The organism is Streptomyces sp. NPDC032745 (assembly GCF_055579465.1).
In genome coordinates this window covers 290,319-309,811 of the sequence record NZ_JBVING010000002.1, presented here as the reverse complement: position 1 = coordinate 309,811, position 19,493 = coordinate 290,319, and the positions used below count along the sequence as shown (strand labels likewise).

16 protein-coding genes are annotated in these 19,493 nt (G+C 73.2%); 8 read left to right on the top strand and 8 right to left on the bottom strand.

Annotation, left to right across the window (positions count from 1 at the left end; genetic code table 11):
• Positions 1 to 73: 73 nt before the first annotated feature.
• A complete protein-coding gene (locus ACZ5WG_RS05730) occupies positions 74 to 589 on the bottom strand; it encodes a universal stress protein (RefSeq protein ID WP_468720911.1) in 516 nt (171 codons plus the stop codon).
• 145 nt (positions 590 to 734) lie between these two features.
• Entirely contained in the window at positions 735 to 2,702 is a 1,968-nt protein-coding gene (locus ACZ5WG_RS05725) for an APC family permease (protein WP_468720910.1), read from the bottom strand.
• A gap of 370 nt (positions 2,703 to 3,072) precedes the next feature.
• On the opposite strand from ACZ5WG_RS05725, the gene ACZ5WG_RS05720 reads away from it, so the two are divergent.
• On the top strand, positions 3,073 to 3,708 hold the full coding sequence (locus ACZ5WG_RS05720; protein WP_468720908.1) for an alpha-ketoglutarate-dependent dioxygenase AlkB: 636 nt from the start codon (positions 3,073 to 3,075) through the stop codon (positions 3,706 to 3,708).
• Positions 3,709 to 3,797: 89 nt separating this feature from the next.
• Here the strand turns inward: ACZ5WG_RS05720 and ACZ5WG_RS05715 are convergent, their stop codons facing one another.
• Complete coding sequence (locus tag ACZ5WG_RS05715; protein ID WP_468720907.1) at positions 3,798 to 4,127, bottom strand: YkvA family protein; 330 nt, start codon at positions 4,125 to 4,127, stop codon at positions 3,798 to 3,800.
• Positions 4,128 to 4,189: 62 nt separating this feature from the next.
• A complete protein-coding gene (locus ACZ5WG_RS05710; RefSeq protein ID WP_468720906.1) occupies positions 4,190 to 4,651 on the bottom strand; it encodes a MarR family winged helix-turn-helix transcriptional regulator in 462 nt (153 codons plus the stop codon).
• Between the two features lie 117 nt (positions 4,652 to 4,768).
• Between ACZ5WG_RS05710 and ACZ5WG_RS05705 the strand changes: the two genes are divergently transcribed.
• Together ACZ5WG_RS05705 and ACZ5WG_RS05700 are read left to right on the top strand one after the other, a co-directional pair.
• On the top strand, positions 4,769 to 5,326 hold the full coding sequence (locus ACZ5WG_RS05705; protein WP_468720905.1) for a DoxX family protein: 558 nt from the start codon (positions 4,769 to 4,771) through the stop codon (positions 5,324 to 5,326).
• A 76-nt stretch (positions 5,327 to 5,402) separates the two neighbouring features.
• Positions 5,403 to 7,220: a glycoside hydrolase family 15 protein gene (locus tag ACZ5WG_RS05700; RefSeq protein WP_468720904.1), complete on the top strand. Its 1,818-nt coding sequence runs from the start codon at positions 5,403 to 5,405 to the stop codon at positions 7,218 to 7,220.
• Between the two features lie 26 nt (positions 7,221 to 7,246).
• On the opposite strand, the gene ACZ5WG_RS05695 is transcribed toward ACZ5WG_RS05700, so the two are convergent.
• The 3 genes from ACZ5WG_RS05695 to ACZ5WG_RS05685 all read right to left on the bottom strand — a co-directional run bounded on the left by ACZ5WG_RS05695 (position 7,247) and on the right by ACZ5WG_RS05685 (position 12,723).
• The gene (locus ACZ5WG_RS05695; protein WP_468720902.1) at positions 7,247 to 8,653 is read right to left on the bottom strand and encodes an APC family permease; all 1,407 of its coding nucleotides are present in this window, start codon (positions 8,651 to 8,653) and stop codon (positions 7,247 to 7,249) included.
• A gap of 352 nt (positions 8,654 to 9,005) precedes the next feature.
• Positions 9,006 to 11,150 carry a GAF domain-containing SpoIIE family protein phosphatase gene (locus tag ACZ5WG_RS05690; protein ID WP_468720901.1) on the bottom strand — a complete coding sequence of 715 codons (2,145 nt, stop codon included), beginning with the start codon at positions 11,148 to 11,150 and terminating at the stop codon, positions 9,006 to 9,008.
• A 4-nt stretch (positions 11,151 to 11,154) separates the two neighbouring features.
• Entirely contained in the window at positions 11,155 to 12,723 is a 1,569-nt protein-coding gene (locus ACZ5WG_RS05685; RefSeq protein WP_468720900.1) for an MFS transporter, read from the bottom strand.
• Between the two features lie 63 nt (positions 12,724 to 12,786).
• Between ACZ5WG_RS05685 and ACZ5WG_RS05680 the strand changes: the two genes are divergently transcribed.
• Positions 12,787 to 13,719 (top strand): LysR family transcriptional regulator, encoded by a 933-nt coding sequence (locus ACZ5WG_RS05680; protein WP_468720898.1) that lies wholly within the window; start codon positions 12,787 to 12,789, stop codon positions 13,717 to 13,719.
• Positions 13,720 to 13,825: 106 nt separating this feature from the next.
• Positions 13,826 to 14,764 (top strand): class I SAM-dependent methyltransferase, encoded by a 939-nt coding sequence (locus ACZ5WG_RS05675; RefSeq protein ID WP_468720896.1) that lies wholly within the window; start codon positions 13,826 to 13,828, stop codon positions 14,762 to 14,764.
• A 63-nt stretch (positions 14,765 to 14,827) separates the two neighbouring features.
• Here the strand turns inward: ACZ5WG_RS05675 and ACZ5WG_RS05670 are convergent, their stop codons facing one another.
• The gene (locus tag ACZ5WG_RS05670; protein WP_468720895.1) at positions 14,828 to 15,736 is read right to left on the bottom strand and encodes an alpha/beta hydrolase fold domain-containing protein; all 909 of its coding nucleotides are present in this window, start codon (positions 15,734 to 15,736) and stop codon (positions 14,828 to 14,830) included.
• Positions 15,737 to 15,951: 215 nt separating this feature from the next.
• Here ACZ5WG_RS05670 and tdh point away from each other — a divergent pair, with 215 nt between their 5' ends.
• The 3 genes from tdh to ACZ5WG_RS05655 all read left to right on the top strand — a co-directional run bounded on the left by tdh (position 15,952) and on the right by ACZ5WG_RS05655 (position 19,313).
• On the top strand, positions 15,952 to 16,980 hold the full coding sequence (gene tdh, locus ACZ5WG_RS05665; protein WP_030295467.1) for an L-threonine 3-dehydrogenase: 1,029 nt from the start codon (positions 15,952 to 15,954) through the stop codon (positions 16,978 to 16,980).
• Between the two features lie 159 nt (positions 16,981 to 17,139).
• Positions 17,140 to 18,342, top strand: coding sequence for a glycine C-acetyltransferase (locus ACZ5WG_RS05660; protein ID WP_468720894.1), 1,203 nt, complete (start codon positions 17,140 to 17,142; stop codon positions 18,340 to 18,342).
• A gap of 56 nt (positions 18,343 to 18,398) precedes the next feature.
• Entirely contained in the window at positions 18,399 to 19,313 is a 915-nt protein-coding gene (locus ACZ5WG_RS05655; RefSeq protein WP_468720893.1) for a LysR family transcriptional regulator, read from the top strand.
• The last annotated feature ends 180 nt before the right edge of the window (positions 19,314 to 19,493 follow it).

Sequence of the window (19,493 nt, the reverse complement as noted above, 5' to 3'; positions counted from 1 at the left end):
ACTGCGCGAAGCATAGGAGCCGCGGCGGGGCGCGCCGCCGGATCTCTCGTCCGGCTCGTTCGGCTCGTCCGGCTCATTCGGCGAGCTCGCGCGCGTCCAGCGGCAGCCGCCAGACGTTGCGCCGGTGGACGGCGTCGAGTTCGGCCTGGAGCGGGGACGGCGGCACGGTCAGTACGGGGCAGGGTGCGTGCGCCAGGCAGTAGCGGGCCACCGAGGGCCGCAGCAGGCGGCGTACCGCGCCGCGAGCCCCCGTCCCCACCACGAGCAGGTCCCCGGGGCCGTCCACCGCGTCGACGAGGGCCGCGCCGGCCGTGGCCCGTACGGCGTGGCCCTCGAGGACCACCCCCGGGCCGCCCGCGCCGAACGCGGTGTCGAGGGCCAGCCGCAGCCGCTCCACGGCCGCGGCCCGGGCGGCGGCCAGCACCGCGGCGCCGGCCGGGCCGCGGCTCCCGACGTCCCCGCCCGGACCCTGCCAGGCCAGGACCACCCACAGCTCCGCACCCCGTACCCGGGCCTCGCCGGCGGCCCGGTGCAGGGCCGTCAGGCTGCCGGAGCTCCCGCTCACACCGACCACGACTCTGTGCCGCACTGCGTCCCACCCCTCATCCGGTCTGCTGCCGCCGCCCATACAAGCGCCGGGAGGGCGGGGCCGGGTAGGTCCGCTGACGGGTTCCTGATGCGGAAGCCGCGAACCATGACGGGTTGCTGATGCTGCTCGGCTCCCGGGGTCGGTGTCAGCCTGCGTGGATGTGGGGGCGGCGGTTGCGGTCGGGTTCGGCCTCGCGGATGACCTCACGGGTGACGGGGGCCACCTCGCCCTGGCCGAAGAGGAAGAAGCGGAAGAAGTTGGCCATCGGGTTGCCCTCGGTCCACTCGAAGTAGATGTGAGGGCGCTGGCCGGTCTCGTCGCGTACGTGGAGAAGGAGCGCGGCGAGCGCGTTGGGGATGCTGGAGCTCTCCAGGGTCAGGACGCGGTAGCGGCCGTGCAGGACTTCGCCGCGTACGCGCATGCCGGATTCGAACTCGGACGCGTCCAGGACGGTGACCTCGACGAACATGACGTCGTCCTCGGCCGGGATGTCGTTGTCCGCGCGGATCTGCGCCTTCTTCTGCCGGTACTCCTCGAGGTCCCGGTTGTCGGGCTCGTTGGCGATGAACCGGATCGTGCGGTTGGCGGTGTCGCGGATGAACCGCTGGGCCATGTCGTCGAATTCCACGTGGGTGACGCGCAGCTCGAAGACGCGGGCGAGACGGGACAGGAGGGAGAGGGCCATGATGCCGGCGATGAAGCAGGCGCCGATCTTCACGCCGTCGGGGCGCTCGGCGACGTTGACCGCGGTGGTGTAGACGAACACCGCGGAGATCACACCGAAGGCGATCGTCCAGCCGCGCTCCCCGGCCCGGCGGGCGGCGATGGTCACGGCGACGGCCGCCGAGGTGATCAGGACGAGGACACCGGTGGCGTACGCGCCGCCCTGCGCGTCGACGTCGGCGTCGAAGAGCCAGGTCACCAGGAAGGCGACCAGGGTGAACACGATGACCATGGGCCGCAGGGCGCGGGCCCACTGCGGGGCCATGCCGTAGCGGGGCAGGTAGCGCGGCATGAGGTTCAGCAGACCGGCCATGGCCGAGGCGCCCGCGAACCACAGGATGAGGATGGTCGAGATGTCGTAGACCGTGCCGAACGCGGAGCCCAGGTTCTCGTGGGCCAGGTACGCGAGGGCGCGCCCGTTGGCCTCGCCGCCCGGCTGGAACGCAGCGGGCGGGATCAGCAGCGTGGTGACGAAGCTGCTGGTGATGAGGAAGATGCTCATGATCACGGCAGCCGTGGTCAGCAGCTTCTTCGTGCCCCGGATCCGGCCCGCGGGCTTCTCCTCGGTGTCCTCCGGGGAGCCCTGGACGTGCGGCATGACCGCGACACCGGTCTCGAACCCGGACAGGCCGAGCGCCAGCTTGGGGAAGACCACGAGCGCGATGGCGATCATCATGAACGGGTTGCCGTGCTCGGCGGTCAGTGCCTGCGTCCAGTCGCCGATGACGTGCGGTTCGCTGACGACCTGCCACAGGCCGTTCCCGATGACGACGACGTTCAGCGCGAGGTACGAGAAGACCAGGACCACGGCCACCCCGATGGCCTCGCTGAACCCCTTGAGGAACACACCGCCGAGCAGGGCGATCATGATCAGGGTGATCAGGACCTGGTGGCCGTTGAGCGTGCTGGTCAGATGCGGGTTCTCCACCAGGTGCGCGGTCGCATCGGCCGCCGACAGGGTGATCGTGATCAGGAAGTCGGTCGCCGCGAAGCCCAGCAGGGTCAGGACGAACAGCTTGCCCTTCCAGAACGACAGCAGCCGCTCCAGCATTGCGATGGACCCCTCGCCGTGCGGGCTCTCCTCCGCGACCCGCCGGTAGACCGGCAGCGCCCCCAGCAGCGTCAGCACCACCAGCACGATCGTCGCCAGCGGCGACAGCAGGCCGGCCGCGAGCGCCGCGATGCCCGGCTGGTAGCCGAGGGTCGAGAAGTAGTCGAGGCCCGTCAGGCACATCACCCGCCACCACGGCCGCCCGTGGTCGGCGGTCGCGGACGTTCCGCTCTCGCCCGGCGCCTCCTGCGGCAGATGGCCCGGCCGGTGCTTCGTCTGGTCGGTCTGGCCTTCCAGGAGCCATGCCCTCAGGCGACTCGGCTGGGTGGGGGTGGCCATCGCGGGTGCTCCTTCGTACGGCTTGGATCCGGCCATCGGTGCGACGGCTGGGCAAGCGTACGGAACTCGATCATTCGTGCACGCGCGCGTTCCCATGCTGACGGGTCCCTGACGGTGGCGCCCGGCGGGCTGCTCCGGTTGGCCGGAGAAGTGAACTCCGGCCTGAACCCGCCTCCCACCTGCGCAGACGTACCCCCTCACGCCCTGCTGCCGACGGACGCCCGGCGCGCCGCCGCGAACGGTCTTGACGGCTCCTTAACGCGTCTCTAGCGATACCTTGACGGGCCGCTCGCGGGGGAGTGGGTGCCGCAGAGGGCTCGTGCGGCCATTGAATCGAGCGAATGTTCGAATGGCGCGTTACGATGGATCCGTGCGTACGATCCCCGGCCTCCAGGGCTCCCTCTTCGATCAGGGCGACGAGATCCGCCTCGGCCCGCTCTCGGACCTGCGCCGCACCCCGCTCGGCTCCGGCGCCTGGGTCGATCACCTGCCCGGCTGGCTCTCCGGCGCCGACACGCTGTTCGAGCGGCTGGCCGAGGACGTGCCGTGGCGGGCCGAGCGCCGCCAGATGTACGAGCGCGAGGTCGACGTACCCCGCCTGCTGGCCTTCTACGACGAGGGGGAGGCCCTGCCGCACCCGGCACTCACCGAGGCCCGCGACACGCTGACCCGGCACTACGCCGCCGAGCTCGGGGAACCCTTCGCCACCGCCGGGCTCTGCCTCTACCGCGACGGCCGGGACAGCGTCGCCTGGCACGGGGACCGCATCGGCCGGTCCGCCACCGAGGACACCATGGTCGCGATCGTCTCGGTCGGCGACCCCCGCGATCTCGTCCTCCGCCCCCGCGACGGCGGCCCCACCCTGCTGCGCCTGCCCCTGGGGCACGGCGACCTCGTCGTGATGGGTGGCTCCTGCCAGCGGACCATGGAGCACGCGGTGCCCAAGTCCGGCCGCGCGGTAGGCCCGCGCATCAGCATCCAGTTCCGCCCGCGCGGCGTCCGCTGAGCCGCGGCCGGACGTCCCTCGGCCGGCTCGGACGTCCCCGGTCGCAGCAGGCCGCCGAAGGCGACGCCGGGCTCCCGGTCCCCGGATTCCTACGCGGTGCCGGGCTCCTTGGCCGTCACGGGTTCCGCGGACGTGGCACGGCCCGCGCCGGGTCGCACCGCCCCTGCCGCCGCGTGCAGGGAGCGCAGCGCCAGCAGCAGTACGCCGATGTCGTCGAGGTACACCGGGTCCGGGACCAGGTCCACGGGCGAGACGGTGTAGATCACCGCGACCCAGAAGAGCGCCTTGTCGCGCAGCGGGATCCCCGCGTCGAGCAGCAGGCGCCGCGCCGCGAAGACGCGTACGAGCAGCACGCCGGCCGCGACCGCCAGCCCGAGGGCGACGACGGCGACGACCGTCAGCCAGACCGTTCCGTCCATGTCACCCCTATACCCCGTCGGGCGCCGATATCCGCCTATCCGCCGTGATGTCTGCCGTGATGTCAGCCGTGCTCGCGCAGTCGGCGGCTGACCTCGCCCAGCCCGTCCGCGAGCACCTCGAGCTGCTCGGGGGTGAGGACGTCGATCAGTGCCTCCCGGACGGTGGCCACATGACCGGGCGCGGCCGCCTCCAGGCGGGCGCTGCCGGCGTCCGTGAGGACGGCGAAGACCCCGCGCACGTCGGAAGGGCAGCTGCGGCGGCGGACCAGGCCCGCCTTCTCCAGCTGGGTGACCTGGTAGGTCAGCCCGCTCTTCGAATTGATCAGGCCATTGGCCAGTTCCGTCATCCGCAGCTCGCGGTCCGGGGCCGCGGCGAGCCGCACGAGTATCTCGTACTGCGGGTGCGAGAGCCCGGAATCGTCCTTGAGCTGCTGGTCGAGACGGCGGTTCACCAGGGCGGATGCGGCCAGGAAGCCGCTCCAGGCGCGCATCTCGCGCTCGTCCAGCCATCTCGTTTCAGCCATGCGCCCAGGGTACACGGGTTGTTCCAATTTGAATCAATGGTTAGGGTCGGGGCTGGCGGTTCGAATTTGAACTACTCCGTCCCCGCCCCGGACCGCCCGACCGGAAGGATCCCGCCCATGACCAGCCCCTCCGTCACCGCGACGAAGCCGCAGGCCGCTGCCGTACCGGCCGCTCCGCTCGCCCTCTCCACCCCCGCCCACGACGCCGGCCTGCTCCTCCTGCGCGTGGTCCTCGGACTCACCATGGCCGGCCACGGCACCCAGAAGCTCTTCGGCTGGTTCGGCGGCGGCGGCATCAGCGGCACCGGTCAGTTCTTCACCGCCAGCGGATACCCGTCGGGCGATGCCATGGCCGTCCTCGCGGGCCTGACCGAGACCCTCGGCGGCCTCGGCCTCGTGCTCGGGCTGCTCACCCCGCTCGCCGGAGCCGCGGTCGTCGGCACCATGATCAACGCGATCGCAGTCCACGGCGCCGGGTCGTTCTTCGCCCCGAAGGGCATCGAGTACGAGCTCCTCCTGACCGTGGGCGCTGCCGCCCTCGCCCTCACCGGCCCCGGCCGGTACGCCGCCGACCGCTTCCTGCCCGTCCTGCGCAGCCACCGCCTGGCCCACGGCGCCCTCGCCGTCGCCCTCGGCGTGATCATCGCGAGCGCGCTGCTCCTCGTGCGCAACTAAGCGGCCAAGTCGCGCGCACGAGGGTGCCCGGGCCCTACGCTGATTGGACCCGGGCATTCGGGGGAACAGCGCACAAATGACACAACCCATCGAAGACTACGCACTCATCGGCGACCTCATGACCAGCGGGCTCGTCGGCCGCGACGGGTCCATCGACTGGCTGTGCCTGCCGCGCTTCGACTCTCCCGCCTGCTTCGCGGCACTCCTCGGCGACAAGGAGAACGGCCACTGGCGCATCGCCCCGGCCGGGGGCGCCGCCGGCGAGCAGTGCACCCGCCGCGCCTACGTCGACGGCTCGCTGGTCCTGGAGTCCTACTGGGACACCCCGGACGGTGCCTCGTTCAAGGTCATCGACTTCATGCCGCAGCGCGACAGCGCACCCGATGTGATCCGGGTCGTCGAGGGCCTCTCCGGCGAGGCCACCGTACTCAGCGTGCTGCGCCTGCGCTTCGACTACGGGCACGTCGTCCCCTGGGTCCGGCGCGCCGACGGCGACCGGGTCGCCGTCGCCGGGCCCGACTCCCTCTGGTTCCGCAGCGAGCCGCCCGTCCACACCTGGGGCGAGGCCAACAGCACCCGCTCCGAGTTCACCGTCACCGCCGGCCAGCGGGTCGCCTTCGTCCTCACCTGGCACCCTTCGCACGAGCCGCGCCCCGAGCCCTGCGTCCCGCACGAGGCGCTGGAGCAGGGCCTCGCCGACTGGCGCGAGTGGAGCGCCCAGTGCACCTACGAGGGCCCCTACCGGGAGGCCGTGACCCGCTCCCTGATCACCCTCAAGGCCCTCACGTACGCCCCGACCGGCGGAATCGCGGCCGCCGCCACCACATCCCTGCCCGAGGAGCTCGGCGGCGTCCGCAACTGGGACTACCGCTACTGCTGGCTGCGCGACTCCACCCTGACCCTCGGCTCCCTCCTGGAGACCGGCTTCCTGGACGAGGCCCGCGCCTGGCGCGAATGGCTGCTGCGCGCCATCGCCGGCGACCCCGCCGACCTCCAGATCATGTACGGGATCGCCGGCGAGCGGCGGATCCCCGAATCCGACCTGCCGTGGCTGCGCGGCTACGCAGCCTCCTCCCCGGTCCGCGTCGGCAACGCGGCCGTGGACCAGCTCCAGCTCGACGTGTACGGGGAGGTCCTCGACTCCCTGTACCTGGCCAGGTCGAACGGACTGCCCGCGGAGCGGCACGCCTGGCGGATCCAGCTCGCGCTCCTCGACTTCCTGGAGCGCAACTGGCGCCGGCCGGACGAGGGTCTGTGGGAGGTGCGGGGGCCGCGCCGGCACTTCGTGCACTCCAAGGTGATGGCGTGGGTCGCCGCGGACCGGGCCGTGCGCACGATGGAGAGCGACTCCTCGCTGCTCGGCGACGTGCAGCGGTGGCGGACCATGCGGGACCAGGTGCACCAGGACGTGATCGAGCACGGCTTCGACCCCGTGCGGGGCACCTTCACGCAGTACTACGGCTCCCGCGAGCTGGACGCGGCCACCCTGCTCATCCCGCGGGTCGGCTTCCTGCCGCCCGACGACCCGCGCGTGATCGGCACGGTCGACGCGGTCCGGGCCGAGCTCGGCAGCAGCGGCCTGGTCCGCCGCTACAGCACCGAGGGCCCGTCGGTGGACGGGCTGCCCGGCGACGAAGGCGCCTTCCTGGCCTGCTCGTTCTGGCTGGCCGACGCGCTCCACATGACCGGGCGGGAGAAGGAGGCACGGGAGCTGTTCGAGCGGCTGCTGGCCGTACGCAACGACGTGGGGCTGCTCGCGGAGGAGTACGACCCGGTGTCCGGCCGCCAACTCGGCAACTTCCCGCAGGCGTTCAGCCACGTCGGCCTGGTCAACACGGCCATCACCCTGGGCCGGCCCGCCGTCAACAGCATCGGCGGGGCCGACGGGAACTGATCCCGCCGACCCCGCCGAGGAGCGGGTCAGACCGCGGCGGACTCGCCGTCCTCCGGGATGCTGACCAGCCAGCGGCTGTCCTGCCGCGGCCGCAGGTACAGCGCCCAGTACAGCGTGGCCACGGCGGTGATCCCGCCGGTCCACAGCAGGTACTGGGTCTCCTGCTGGGTCAGGATGTACGCGAGTACGGCGATCAGCACGATCGGCACCGCCGGCCACAGGGGCATCCGCCAGGCGGCCACCTCGCGGTGCGCCCCGCGCCGGGCGAACAGCGCGGCCACCGCGACCAGCAGGTACATGCCGGTCACCGAGACGCCGGTGACGCCGTACAGGGTGTCGAGGTTGACGAAGCACAGCGCCGCGCCCGGGACACCCACGAGGAGGGTGGCCACCCACGGGGAGCCGAAGCGGCCGAGCTTGGACAGCGCGTGGTTGACCGGCGCGGGCCAGGCCTTGTCGCGGGCGGACGCGAACAGCACGCGGGAGTTCTGGATCACCATGACGATGCCCGCGTTGATGATGGCGAGGGCGACGCAGAGGCTGACGAAGGTGCCGACGGCCGAGTTGGACCAGGCGGTCACCATCCCGCCGAGGTCACCCTCGGCCAGAGCGGAGAGGTCGGGCGCGCCCACGGTGATGGCGATGACCGGGATCAGGATGACGGCCGTGGAGATGGCGAGGGTGGCGAGCACCGTACGGGCGACGTTGCGCCGCGGGTTCTCCAGCTCCTCGGAGAGGTAGACGGCGGTCGAGAAGCCCTGGGTGATGAACAGGGCGATGGCGAGCCCGGAGACGACCATCATCGCGGTCACCGTGGAGGTGCCGCCGCCCTCGGCCGCGACCGTGCCGTGCACCAGCGCACCGGTGCCCCGCTCGCTGTGCGCGAAGCCCAGTACGGCGACCAGCGCGGCGGCGACGACCTCGAGCACCAGGAAGATACCGGTGATCCAGGCGTTGGCCCGCAGGTCGAGAAGGCCGGCGAGGGTGGCGAGCAGCATCACGCCGCCGCCCGCGACCGGGGCCGGTATGTGCACGATCGGCGCGAGGTAGTCGGCCGTGCCCATGGCGATCACGGGCGGCACGATCATCACGACCAGCAGGGAGAGTACGAACACCAGCCATCCGGCCAGCCGGCCCGCGAGGGTCGACACCATCGCGTACTCGCCGCCGGCGCTGGGGATCAGGGTGCCGAGCTCGGAGTAGCAGAACGCGACGCCGATGCAGAGCAGCGAGCCGATGGCGATCGTGAGGGCGGTCCACGTGCCGAGGCTGGCGAACAGGTCGGGCACGACGACGAACAGGGTCGAAGCGGGCGTCACGCACGAGAGCGTCAGCAGTGTGCCGCCGACGACGCCGATGGAACGCTTGAGCTTCTGGGGGACGGGCCCGGTGGCGGGGGCGAGGGCCTGAGGGGCGCTGATCGTTTCAGACATCGGTGCGGGGTTCCGATCGGCAGGTGCGGTGAGCTGAGGTGCGGGAGCGGTATCGCCTCCGAGGCGGTGGTGAGCAGAGTGGTTCAGTGGCTCCCGGGCCGACATCGAATCCCTGCGAGATCCGCAGGTCAATAGCAGTTCCCCTGCGGATTCCATCGTCCCGCCGCACTGCGGCAGCCCCACGGCAGTGTTAAGACCGCGTAAACGCTGCACAGAGTCCGGGTGCGGGAACCGCAGCGGAGCGCGGGCAAATTTTCTTCCGCTTTGCCGACATGTGCCCGGGGCGACACCACCTGCCCAAGGAGTGGGATCCCGCAACGCTCCCGGCAGAGCTCCCGCGACGCCGTCAGGGTCAGCCGCTCGCGGCAGGCCCGCCGTACGTGCGCAAGGCCAGCAGCAGGGCGATGTCGTCCGGCCGGTCCGCGGAGTCCCCCGCCTCGCCCACCAGCAGGTCGGCCGCCTCCGTCAGCGGCGACGGCCGGGCCGCGGCCAGCGCCGCCCGCAGCCGCTCCACGCCGAGGTCGATGTCCTCCCCCGCCTCCTCGACCAGCCCGTCCGTGTACAGGGCGAGCACCGAGCCCCGCGCCAGCCGCAGCTCCGTCACCGGGTACGCGGCGTCCACGTCGATGCCGAGCACCACCCCACCCGGCAGGTCCAGCACCTCCGCCCGCCCGTCCGCGTGGCGCAGCAGCGGCTGCGGATGCCCGGCCCGGACGGCCCGCGCCCGGCCCGACGCCGGATCGAGCAGCACGTAGCAGCAGCTGGCGAACTGGCCGGGGTCCAGGTCGATCAGCAGCCGGTTGGTGCCCGCCATCACCTGCTCCGGCGCACTGCCGCCGAGCGTGAAGGCCCGTACGGCGCTGCGCAGCTGGCCCATGGTCGCGGCGGCCGCCACCCCGTGGCCCTGGACGTCCCCGATGACCAGGGCCAGGACACCCTCGCTCGTCTCGATCACGTCGTACCAGTCGCCGCCGACGTCCATGCCCTGGGTGCCGGGCAGATACCGGGCCACCGTCTCCACCTGCCCGCCCACCGGCAGCCGGTGCGGCAGCAGCGCCGCCTGCAGTCCGCGGGCCAGCGCCGCCTCCGAGTCGTAGCGCTGCGCCCGCTCCAGGGCCTGCGCGATCAGCCCGGCCAGCGCGGTCAGCACCGTGCGCTCCTCCGGGCTGAACCCGCGCGGCGCGTCGAAACCGAGGATGCACGAGCCCACCGGCCGGCCCGAGGCGATCAGCGGCAGGAACGCGCGGGCCCCTATGTGCGCGTCCAGCGGGATCCCCGGATACGCGGCGGCCAGGTGCTCCATCGACTCGAAGAACATCGGCCGGCCCGTGGTCAGCGTCTCCACGCCCGGCAGCCGGGCATCGAGCGCCACCCCGTCGAACCGGTCGAGGAAGCCCTGCGGGAACCCCGTCTCCCACGCCAGGTGCAGATGCCGCTCGTTGAGCAGGTAGATCGCCAGCTGGCGGCCGCCGAAGGCGGGCAGCAGCTCCTGGGTGACCACCGCCGACACCTGGCGGGCCGTGACCGCCTCCGTCAGCGCGATCGCCAGGGCCACCGGCCGGTACAGCGCCGAGGCCCGGTCGGCCGGTGAACCCAGCCCCGCGCCCGGCCGGACCACCGACCCGGGCGCGTAGACGGGCGGGTCGGCCGCGCCGATCGTCACGGTCACCCCGTCCGGGCCCGGGTACAGATCCACCGTCACCCAGTCCCCGCCCGGCTGTCGGCCGCGCCGGGCCGGGAAGCGCACCGGCTCGCCGGACATGAACACCCCGCGGAAGTGGTCCTCGTACGCGGGCTGCCCGAGCCAGGGCACCGCCTCCCACACCACCCGCCCGCGCAGCTCCGGCGCACCCAGGGTCAGCAGGCGTGCGGCGGCGTGGTTGACGTAGCGGATCCTGCCCTCGCGGTCCACGGAAAGCACCGACAGCGTGAGCCGCTCCACCGCCTCGCGCGCGCCCTGCGCCGTGTCCGAAGGCGGTACGCACACCGGATCGCCCTTCCAGAGCACCGGATCCCCGGTCGCGGTGAGCGCGGCCAGCCGGTCGGCCAGCCCGTCCGCGGCGGAGCGCAGCCGCTCCCGGTCGGCGGCGTCGACCGAGGAGCCGGGGGTCGCGGGCCGCAGGACGAACAGCACCCCGAACCGCTCCGCCCCGGCCATGACGGGCTCGTAGAGCGAGCCGAAGGGGAACGGCAGTCCGGCCATCATCTGCGGGAAGCGCTGCATGGCCGTATCCGCGTCGGGCAGGTGCACCGACTGGCCGGAGCGATACGCCTCGGCGACCGGGTACGGGCGGTTCACGTGCATCCGCCACCACGGGCGGAACAGCTTTCCGGGCAGGCCCGTCAGCACGGCGAGCAGCAGCGGTCCCTCGGCGCCGGAGCGCAGGTAGACACCGCCCGCAAACCCGCCGACGGCCTGCACCGCATCGACGCAGGCCCGTGCGAGCACGCGGGCCGTGGCGTCGGTGGCGGGGCCGCTGTCCGCTCTCGCCGTCACACAGTCAGCATGCGCCCCCCACGCCGGACGCTGCATCCCGGCGCCCGCGCCCCGCGCCCCGGCGGCCGGACCCGCCGTCCCGGTAGCCGGCCACCACCGCGATCGCCGCCAGCAGCAGCACGGCGGCCACCGTGCGCAGCGCGACCCCCATCGCGTCCGTGAAGGCGCCGATCTGCGCCGGATCCTGCGGATCGCCGTGGAACCGGGAGGCCAGCACCGTGCCGACCACCGCCACCCCCAGCGCCGCGCCGATCTCCCGGGCCGCGGTGTTCAGCCCGGATCCCAGCCCGGCCTGGTGCGCGGGCAGTTCCGCGACCACCGTCAGGGTCAGCGACGGCGCGCACAGGCCCGTGCCGACCGACAGCACCAGCAGGTGGCAGGCGTACAGGGCGTACGGGGTGTCCGCGTCGGCGGTGGAGACCAGCAGCAGCCCGGCCCCGATCAGGCCCAGCCCGATACCGACCGGCAGCCGCGGCCCGGTCCGCTCCGCGAGCCGCGCGCCCAGCTTCGGCACGACCGCCATGCCGACGGTGAGCGGGACGATCGCCAGGCCCGTCGCGGCGGGCGAGAAGCCCTTCGCGTACTGGAGGTACTGGGCGTTGACGAAGAAGAGGGAGAAGAGCCCGAAGAACGCGGCGCCGATGCCGAGCGCCCCGGCGCGCAGCTTGCGCGAGGCGAAGATCCGCGGGTCCAGCAGCGGCTGCGCGGCGCGCAGCGCATGGCCGGTGAAGGCGGCCAGCAGCGCGGCGCCGGTGCCGAAGGCGATCAGCACCGCCGCCGAGGTCCAGCCGTACGTGGGCCCCTCGATGATCCCGTAGACGACGGCGAGGAGCGCCCCGGCCAGCAGCAGCGCGCCGAACGGGTCGACGGAGGCATCGGCGCGGGCCGGGGTGCGCGGCACCGTGCGGGCGACGGCGAGCGCGAGCAGCGCGCCCAGCGGGACGACCGCCCAGAACAGCGCCCGCCAGGTCAGGTACTCCCCGGCCAGGCCGCCCCCGACGTTGCCCGCCAGACCCCCGAGGCCGGCGGACAGCGTCCAGGTGGCCAGCGCCTGGCCGCGGCGTTCGGGCGGGCTCAGGTGGATCAGGACGGACATGGTGGCGGGCATGATCAGCGCCGCGCCGGCCCCGCACAGACCGCGCCCGGCGATGAGCACCGCCGGGGTCGCGGCGAGCGCGCTGACCGCCCCGCCCGCGGCGAACAGAGCGAGCCCGGCCAGCAGCGCGCCCTTGCGGCCGTACCGGTCGCCGAGGGCGCCCGCCGGGATCAGCAGCGCGGCGAACACGATGACGTAGGCGTCGACCGCCCAGACCAGCTGGCCGGGGGTCGGGTGCAGGACGGACGCCGCGAGCTGCGGGATCAGCAGGTTGACGGCGGCGACCATCGCCTGCGCGACCAGTACGCAGGCGCACAGGACGAGCAGCGCGGGCCGGGTGAGGGCGGCGGGCGCCGGGGCGGACGGATCGGCGGCGGGATCGGTGGCATCCCGTTCGCGGGCATGGCGGAGCACGGCTCCTCCTGGGAGTCGGTGACGGTGAAGTGGTGTGGGGGAGGGCAGCGCGGTCGGCGCCATCCCCTGTGCCTCACCGTAGAGTTGGCGTGACCTGCTTTCCAGTGCAAGTTCTGCAAGGGATGAATGCGTGTGACGCAATCCGGGCTGGACCTCAACCTCCTCGTCGCCCTGGACGTGCTCCTGGAGGAGTCGAGCGTGTCCCGCGCGGCCGCCCGGCTGCACCTCTCCGAGCCCGCCATGAGCCGCACCCTCGGCCGGATCCGCAAGGCCCTCGGCGACCCCGTACTGGTCCGTGCCGGGCGGACCATGGTCCCGACCCCGCACGCCCTCGCCGTGCACGGCGAGGTCCGCGCCGTCGTGGAACGGGCCCGGGCCCTCTTCCTGACGGGCGGACAGGTCGACCTCCCCACCCTCACCCGCACCTTCACGGTGCTGGCCCACGACGCCTTCGCAGCCACCTTCGGGGCCACGCTCTTCTCCCGGGTGGCCAAGGAGGCACCCGGTGTCCGGCTGCGCTTCCTGTCCGAGAGCCACGTGGACGTCCCGGCCCTGCGCGAGGGCATCGCCGACCTCGAACTCGGCGTCGTGGACAGCCGGTCGCCCGAGGTGCGCGTCGAGCACCTCTTCGACGAGCACATGATGGGCGTCGCCCGGGCCGGCCACCCGCTGCTTCGGGGCCGGATCACCCCGCGCCGGTTCGCCGCCGCCGAGCACCTCATCGTGTCCCGCCGCGGCCGTCTGGAGGGCCCGGTGGACGCGGCCCTCGCCGAACAGGGTCTGTCCCGACGGGTGGTGGGCAGCGTCGGCTCCTACCCAGCCTCCCTGTTCATCCTGCGCGAGAGCGACCTCGTCGGCCTGATCGCCTCACAGGCCGTGCCGCTCGCCGCCGAGCTGGGGCTGGAGGCCTTCGAGATCCCTCTCGACCTGCCGACCCTGCCGTTCGGCATCGCCTGGCACCCGCGCCACGACGCCGACCCGGCCCACGCCTGGCTGCGCGGCTGCGCCCGCGAACTGCTCCCGGCGGTCGCCGGACACCCCGTACGCCGTACGCACTGACCCGAACGCCTCCCCCGTCCGGGGGACGGGCCGCCGCACACGTCCTCGCGGGCCGCGCTCCGGGGCACGATACGCAGGCGTCCCACCCCGCCACGGAAGGCAGAGCATGCGGTTCCAGTACGACAGCATCGGCGAGCGGTTCGTGGAGTCGAAGACCACGGCGGCCTTCTCGGCGGCCGACACGCACACCCTGCTCGGGGCGCTCGACGCGCTCGGCGGGGTGCGCGGGCTCGACACCCTCGACCTGGCCTGCGGATACGGCTACAACACGCGGCTGCTGGCACGCGGCGGGGCCCGCCGGGCCGTCGGCGTGGACATCTCGGAGGAGATGATCCGGCTGGCCCGCGCGCACGGGGTGATCGGCGCGGACGGTGTGGGCGCGCTGGAGAGTGCGGTGGGCGCGGTACGTCCCGTACGCGGGGTGGGTGCGGCGGCGGCCACGGGAGCAGCCGCCGGCACCGGGTCGGCCCCCGCCGAGGCCGCACGTGCCGAGGGGACACCCGTCGCAGGGGCATCGATGGAAGCCGCACCCTTCGAAGCCGCACCGATCGAAGCAGCACCCATCGAAGCAGCACCCATTGAATACGTGGTCGCCGACGCCGCCAAGCTGCCGCAGATGGGCCCGTTCGACCTGGCCACCGCCGTGTACCTGTTCAACTACGCCACCGACCGGTCCGCCCTGCACGCCATGTTCCGGTCCATCCGGGCCAACCTGCGCGACGGTGGCCGCCTGCTGGCCATCGTGCCCAATGCCGGCGCGTACCCGAACGTCGACTGGTCGCCGTACGGGGTACGGATCGTCGACCGCGTCCACGAAGGCGACGCGCCGCTGCTGAAGGCGCAGTTCCTGACGCAGCCCCCGGCCGACTTCGAGTTCCGCGAGTGGGCGCACGCCGACTTCGCCGAGGCCGCCGTCGAGGCCGGCTTCTCCACGGTCGGCTGGCAGCCCAACCGGACACCGCCCGCCGACGGCGCCCGCGACGAGGCGTACTGGACCGCCTACCGTGCCTGGCCGATCAGCTCACTGATGACCTGCACGGCGTGACGGCCCACCCGGCAGCCCACAGGGCGGTCCACACGCCGGCCCGCCCGTCGGCCCGGCGGGCCTTCACTCTTCGGCGGCCGACCTGATCAGCTCCACGATCCGGTCCCGGGCCGCCCGCCCCTCCGGAACCGGCAGCAGCGGGTACCCGTGCGGCAGCCCCGGCTCCTCGTGGAACTCCACCTCCACCCCGTCCGCACGAGCCCGGCGCAGCAGCTCCCGGCTGTCGGTGGTCAGTACGTCCCGGGTGCCGGTGAACACCGTCAGCGGCGCCAGTCCCGCGAAGGAGCCGTGCAGGGGGCTCACCCGCGGATCGTCGGTGGCCAGGGTGCCCGCGTACAGCCGGCCGGCCTCCAGCAGCCCCGGCCGCGCCTGCACCGGGTCGGCGGCCTCGATGGCCGCCTGGTCCGGGTGGCTCATGGTCAGGTCCAGCCAGGGCGAGATCAGCACGATCCGCGACGGCTGCGCCCCCGTACGGTCGCGCAGCCGCTGGGCGGCGGCCAGCGCCATCCCGGCTCCCGCCGCGTCCCCGACGAGCACCGTGCCGCCCGCTCCGCCGCTCGCGATCAACCCGCTGAGCAGGTCCGCGGCCACCGGAACCGTCCGGTCCGCGGTCCCGCGCGGGGCCAGGATGTACGCCGGTACGACGACACGCGCCTGCGCCTCGGTGACCAGGGTCCGGATCATCGACCAGTGCGGCCTGACCAGCTCGTTGATGTACCCGCCGCCGTGCACGTACAGCACCTGGGCCGCGGGCTCGACCCCGCGCGGCGAGGCGTCGTACACCGGCCAGGCACCGACGAAGGTGCGGGAGACCTCGGCGACCCGGCCCAGCGAGCGCGGCGGCAGGTGCGACGCCGGCCGGCGGGCCGACTCGGCCACCCGCGCGCGTACCGCCTCGGCACTCGCGAACCGTCTTCGCCGACCCGCCGCGATCAGCGCGACCGACAGCGCTCTGCTGCGCAGACTCGGCACGCCCCTCACCTCCCCATTCCCTGCCCCGGCCGCAGGCCCCTGCCCAGGCCACAGCCCTTCACGGGAGGAGCATAGGCGTGAAGCTGGGCTGTCGACCCGCTTAAGAAATCCTCGATGGACTGATCACCTCCGCGCTCGGCAGATTGGTCCTTGTCGATACGTCGCACCCGACGCAGTGGTTGCAACGTCCCCTCCGCATGCCTGGAGCCACCCCCATGAAGGCACTCGTCAAGCACAAGGCCGAGCCCGGGCTGTGGCTCATGGACGTACCCGAGCCCGAGTACGGCCCCGGCGACGTGCTGATCAAGGTGCTGCGCACCGGCATCTGCGGTACCGACCTGCACATCCGCTCCTGGGACGGCTGGGCGCAGGGCGCGGTCAAGACCCCCCTCGTGCTCGGCCACGAGTTCGTGGGCGAGGTCGCCGCCGTCGGCGCTGACGTCCAGGACATCGAGACCGGCGCGCTCGTCAGCGGCGAGGGCCACCTCGTGTGCGGCAAGTGCCGCAACTGCCTGGCCGGGCGCCGCCACCTGTGCCGCAGCACGGTCGGCCTCGGCGTCGGGCGCGACGGCGCCTTCGCCGAGTACGTCGTCCTGCCCGCGCAGAACGTATGGGTGCACCGGACCGCCGTGGACCTGGACGTGGCGGCGATCTTCGACCCGTTCGGCAACGCCGTCCACACGGCGCTGTCGTTCCCGCTGGTCGGCGAGGACGTACTGATCACCGGCGCGGGCCCGATCGGGATCATGGCGGCGGCCGTGGCCAAGCACGCAGGTGCGCGCAATGTCGTCATCACCGACGTCAGCCCCGAGCGCCTCGAGATCGCCCGGAAGGCCGGCGCCACGCTCGCGCTCGACGTCTCGAAGGCGACGATCGCCGACGCGCAGGCGCGGCTGGGCCTGCGCGAGGGCTTCGACATCGGCCTGGAGATGTCCGGCCGCGCCGAGGCCATGCGCGACATGATCGACAACATGACGCACGGCGGCCGGATCGCCATGCTGGGCCTGCCCGCGCAGGAGTTCCCGGTGGACTGGGCGAAGGTCGTCACCTCGATGATCACGATCAAGGGCATCTACGGCCGCGAGATGTTCGAGACCTGGTACGCGATGACGGTGCTGCTGGAGGGCGGCCTGGACCTCAGCCCGGTCATCACCGGCCGCTACTCGCACCGTGACTTCGAGGCCGCCTTCGACGAGGCGGCCACCGCCCGCAGCGGCAAGATCATCCTGGACTGGACGGCGTAACGGCCCTCCCGGCCCCTGGACCGGAGGGCGCACACCGCCCTCCGTCTCCCCTCGACTCCGTCCCACCGAACCATCTCCCTCCGGCCGGGCCCCGCCCACCCTCCCCCCTCCGCGGGGCCCGGCCCCCTTCGTCCGCCGCACAAGGAGAAGCCGAAGCCCATGTTCGAGTCCGTACGCGAAGACCTCCGCACCACCCTCGACGAGATCCGCGCCGCGGGCCTGCACAAGCCCGAGCGCGTCATCGGCACCCCGCAGAACGCGGCCGTCGCGGTGACCGCCGGCGGCGCCCCCGGTGAGGTCCTCAACTTCTGCGCCAACAACTACCTGGGCCTGGCCGACCACCCCGAGGTCGTCGCCGCCGCCAAGGACGCGCTGGACCGCTGGGGCTACGGCATGGCCTCCGTCCGCTTCATCTGCGGTACGCAGGAGGTGCACAAGGAGCTCGAGGCGCGGCTGTCCTCGTTCCTCGGCCAGGAGGACACGATCCTCTACTCCTCCTGCTTCGACGCCAACGGCGGCGTCTTCGAGACCCTGCTCGGCGCCGAGGACGCGGTGATCTCCGACGCCCTCAACCACGCCTCGATCATCGACGGCATCCGCCTGTCCAAGGCCCGCCGCTTCCGGTACGCCAACCGCGACATGACCGAGCTCGAGGCCCGCCTCAAGGAGGCCACCGAGGGCGGCGCGCGGCGCAAGCTGATCGTCACCGACGGCGTCTTCTCCATGGACGGCTACGTCGCCCCGCTCGCCGAGATCTGCGACCTGGCCGAGCGCTACGACGCCATGGTCATGGTCGACGACTCGCACGCCGTCGGCTTCGTCGGCCCCGGCGGCCGCGGCACGCCGGAGCTGCACGGGGTCATGGACCGCATCGACATCATCACCGGCACCCTCGGCAAGGCCCTCGGCGGCGCGTCCGGCGGCTACGTCGCGGCCCGCGCCGAGATCGTCGAGCTGCTGCGCCAGCGCTCCCGCCCGTACCTGTTCTCCAACTCCCTCGCCCCGGTCATCGCCGCCGCCTCCCTGAAGGTCCTGGACCTGCTGGAGTCGGCCGGCGACCTGCGCGAGCGCCTCGCAGCCAACACCTCGCTCTTCCGCACGAAGATGACCGAGGCCGGCTTCGAGATCCTCCCCGGCGACCACGCCATCGCCCCGGTGATGATCGGCGACGCGGCGGAGGCCGCCAGGATGGCGGAGCTGCTGCTGGAGCGCGGCGTGTACGTGATCGGCTTCTCCTACCCGGTGGTCCCGATGGGCGCGGCCCGCATCCGCGTCCAGCTCTCGGCGGCCCACTCCACGGCGGACGTGGAACGCGCGATCGCGGCCTTCACCGACGCCCGCTCGGCGCTGGCGAAGGCCTGAGCAGCCCGCCGGCTCCGCCGGCCCGGGCGGCCCGCGCCGCCTGCGAGAATGGTGGGGTGATCGACCCCCGCCGGCTGCGCATTCTGCGCGCCGTGGCGGACCACCGTACGGTGACCGCCGCGGCCGCAGCCCTGTACCTCACCCCTTCCGCCGTCTCCCAGCAGCTCGCGGCGCTGGAGCAGGAGACCGGGCACGTGCTGCTGACCCGCAGCGGCCGGGGGGTACGGCTGACGGCGGCCGGCGAAATCCTGCTCGGGCACGCCCACGAGGTCCTCGCCCAGCTGGAGCGTGCCGAAGCCGAGCTCGCGGCCTACGCGGGCGGTGCGGCGGGCGAGGTCACGGTGGCCGCCTTCGCCACCGGCATCGCCGAGGTCCTCGCCCCGGCGATCGCCCGCCTGGCCCAGGAGCGCCCGGGCATCCGCCTGCGCGTCCGGGACGCGGAAGGCGACCAGAGCCTGCCGCTGCTGCTGGACGGCGAGGCCGACCTCGCCCTCGCGGTCGAGTACCGCGGCGCCCCGGGCGCCGACGACGGCCGGCTCTCGGTCCTCCCGCTGTACGCGGAGCCCTTCGACGCGGTGCTCCCCTCGGGACACCCCCTGGCCGACTTCCCCGAGGTGTCGCTGGCGGATCTGTCCGACGCGGACTGGGTGGGGCAGTATCCCGGGAACCCGTGCCACGACGTGACCCTGCTGGCCTGCGAACTGGCGGGCTTCCAGCCCCGGTTCGTGCACTCGTCGGACGACTTCCGCGCCGTGACGGCACTGGTGGGCGCCGGGGCGGGGGTGGCCCTCGTCCCGCGCTCGGCGCTGCGGGGCATGGACCTCAAGGAGGTCCAGGTCCGCCCGGTGGCGGGCTCGGCACCCACCCGAAGGGTCTTCGCGGCAACCCGCCGCGGTGCGGAATCCCACCCCCTGATCGCCCCGGTCCTGGCAGCCCTGAGCCACGAGGCCGGCCGCCTCCCCCCGCACTGAGGGCATCGGGGCGTTGGGGCCCCGCGAGCGGGGAGCGGAGGCGCGGGCCGGGGCACGGGGACGGGTGCTGGCGGGCCTCACGCACTCGGGTCTGACAGGCCGGGCGGGGGCGGCCGGACCCCGCACACTCGGAGCCGCGTGGCCGGGCGGTCGGGGACGGGCGTCGGGGGGACCCGCGTG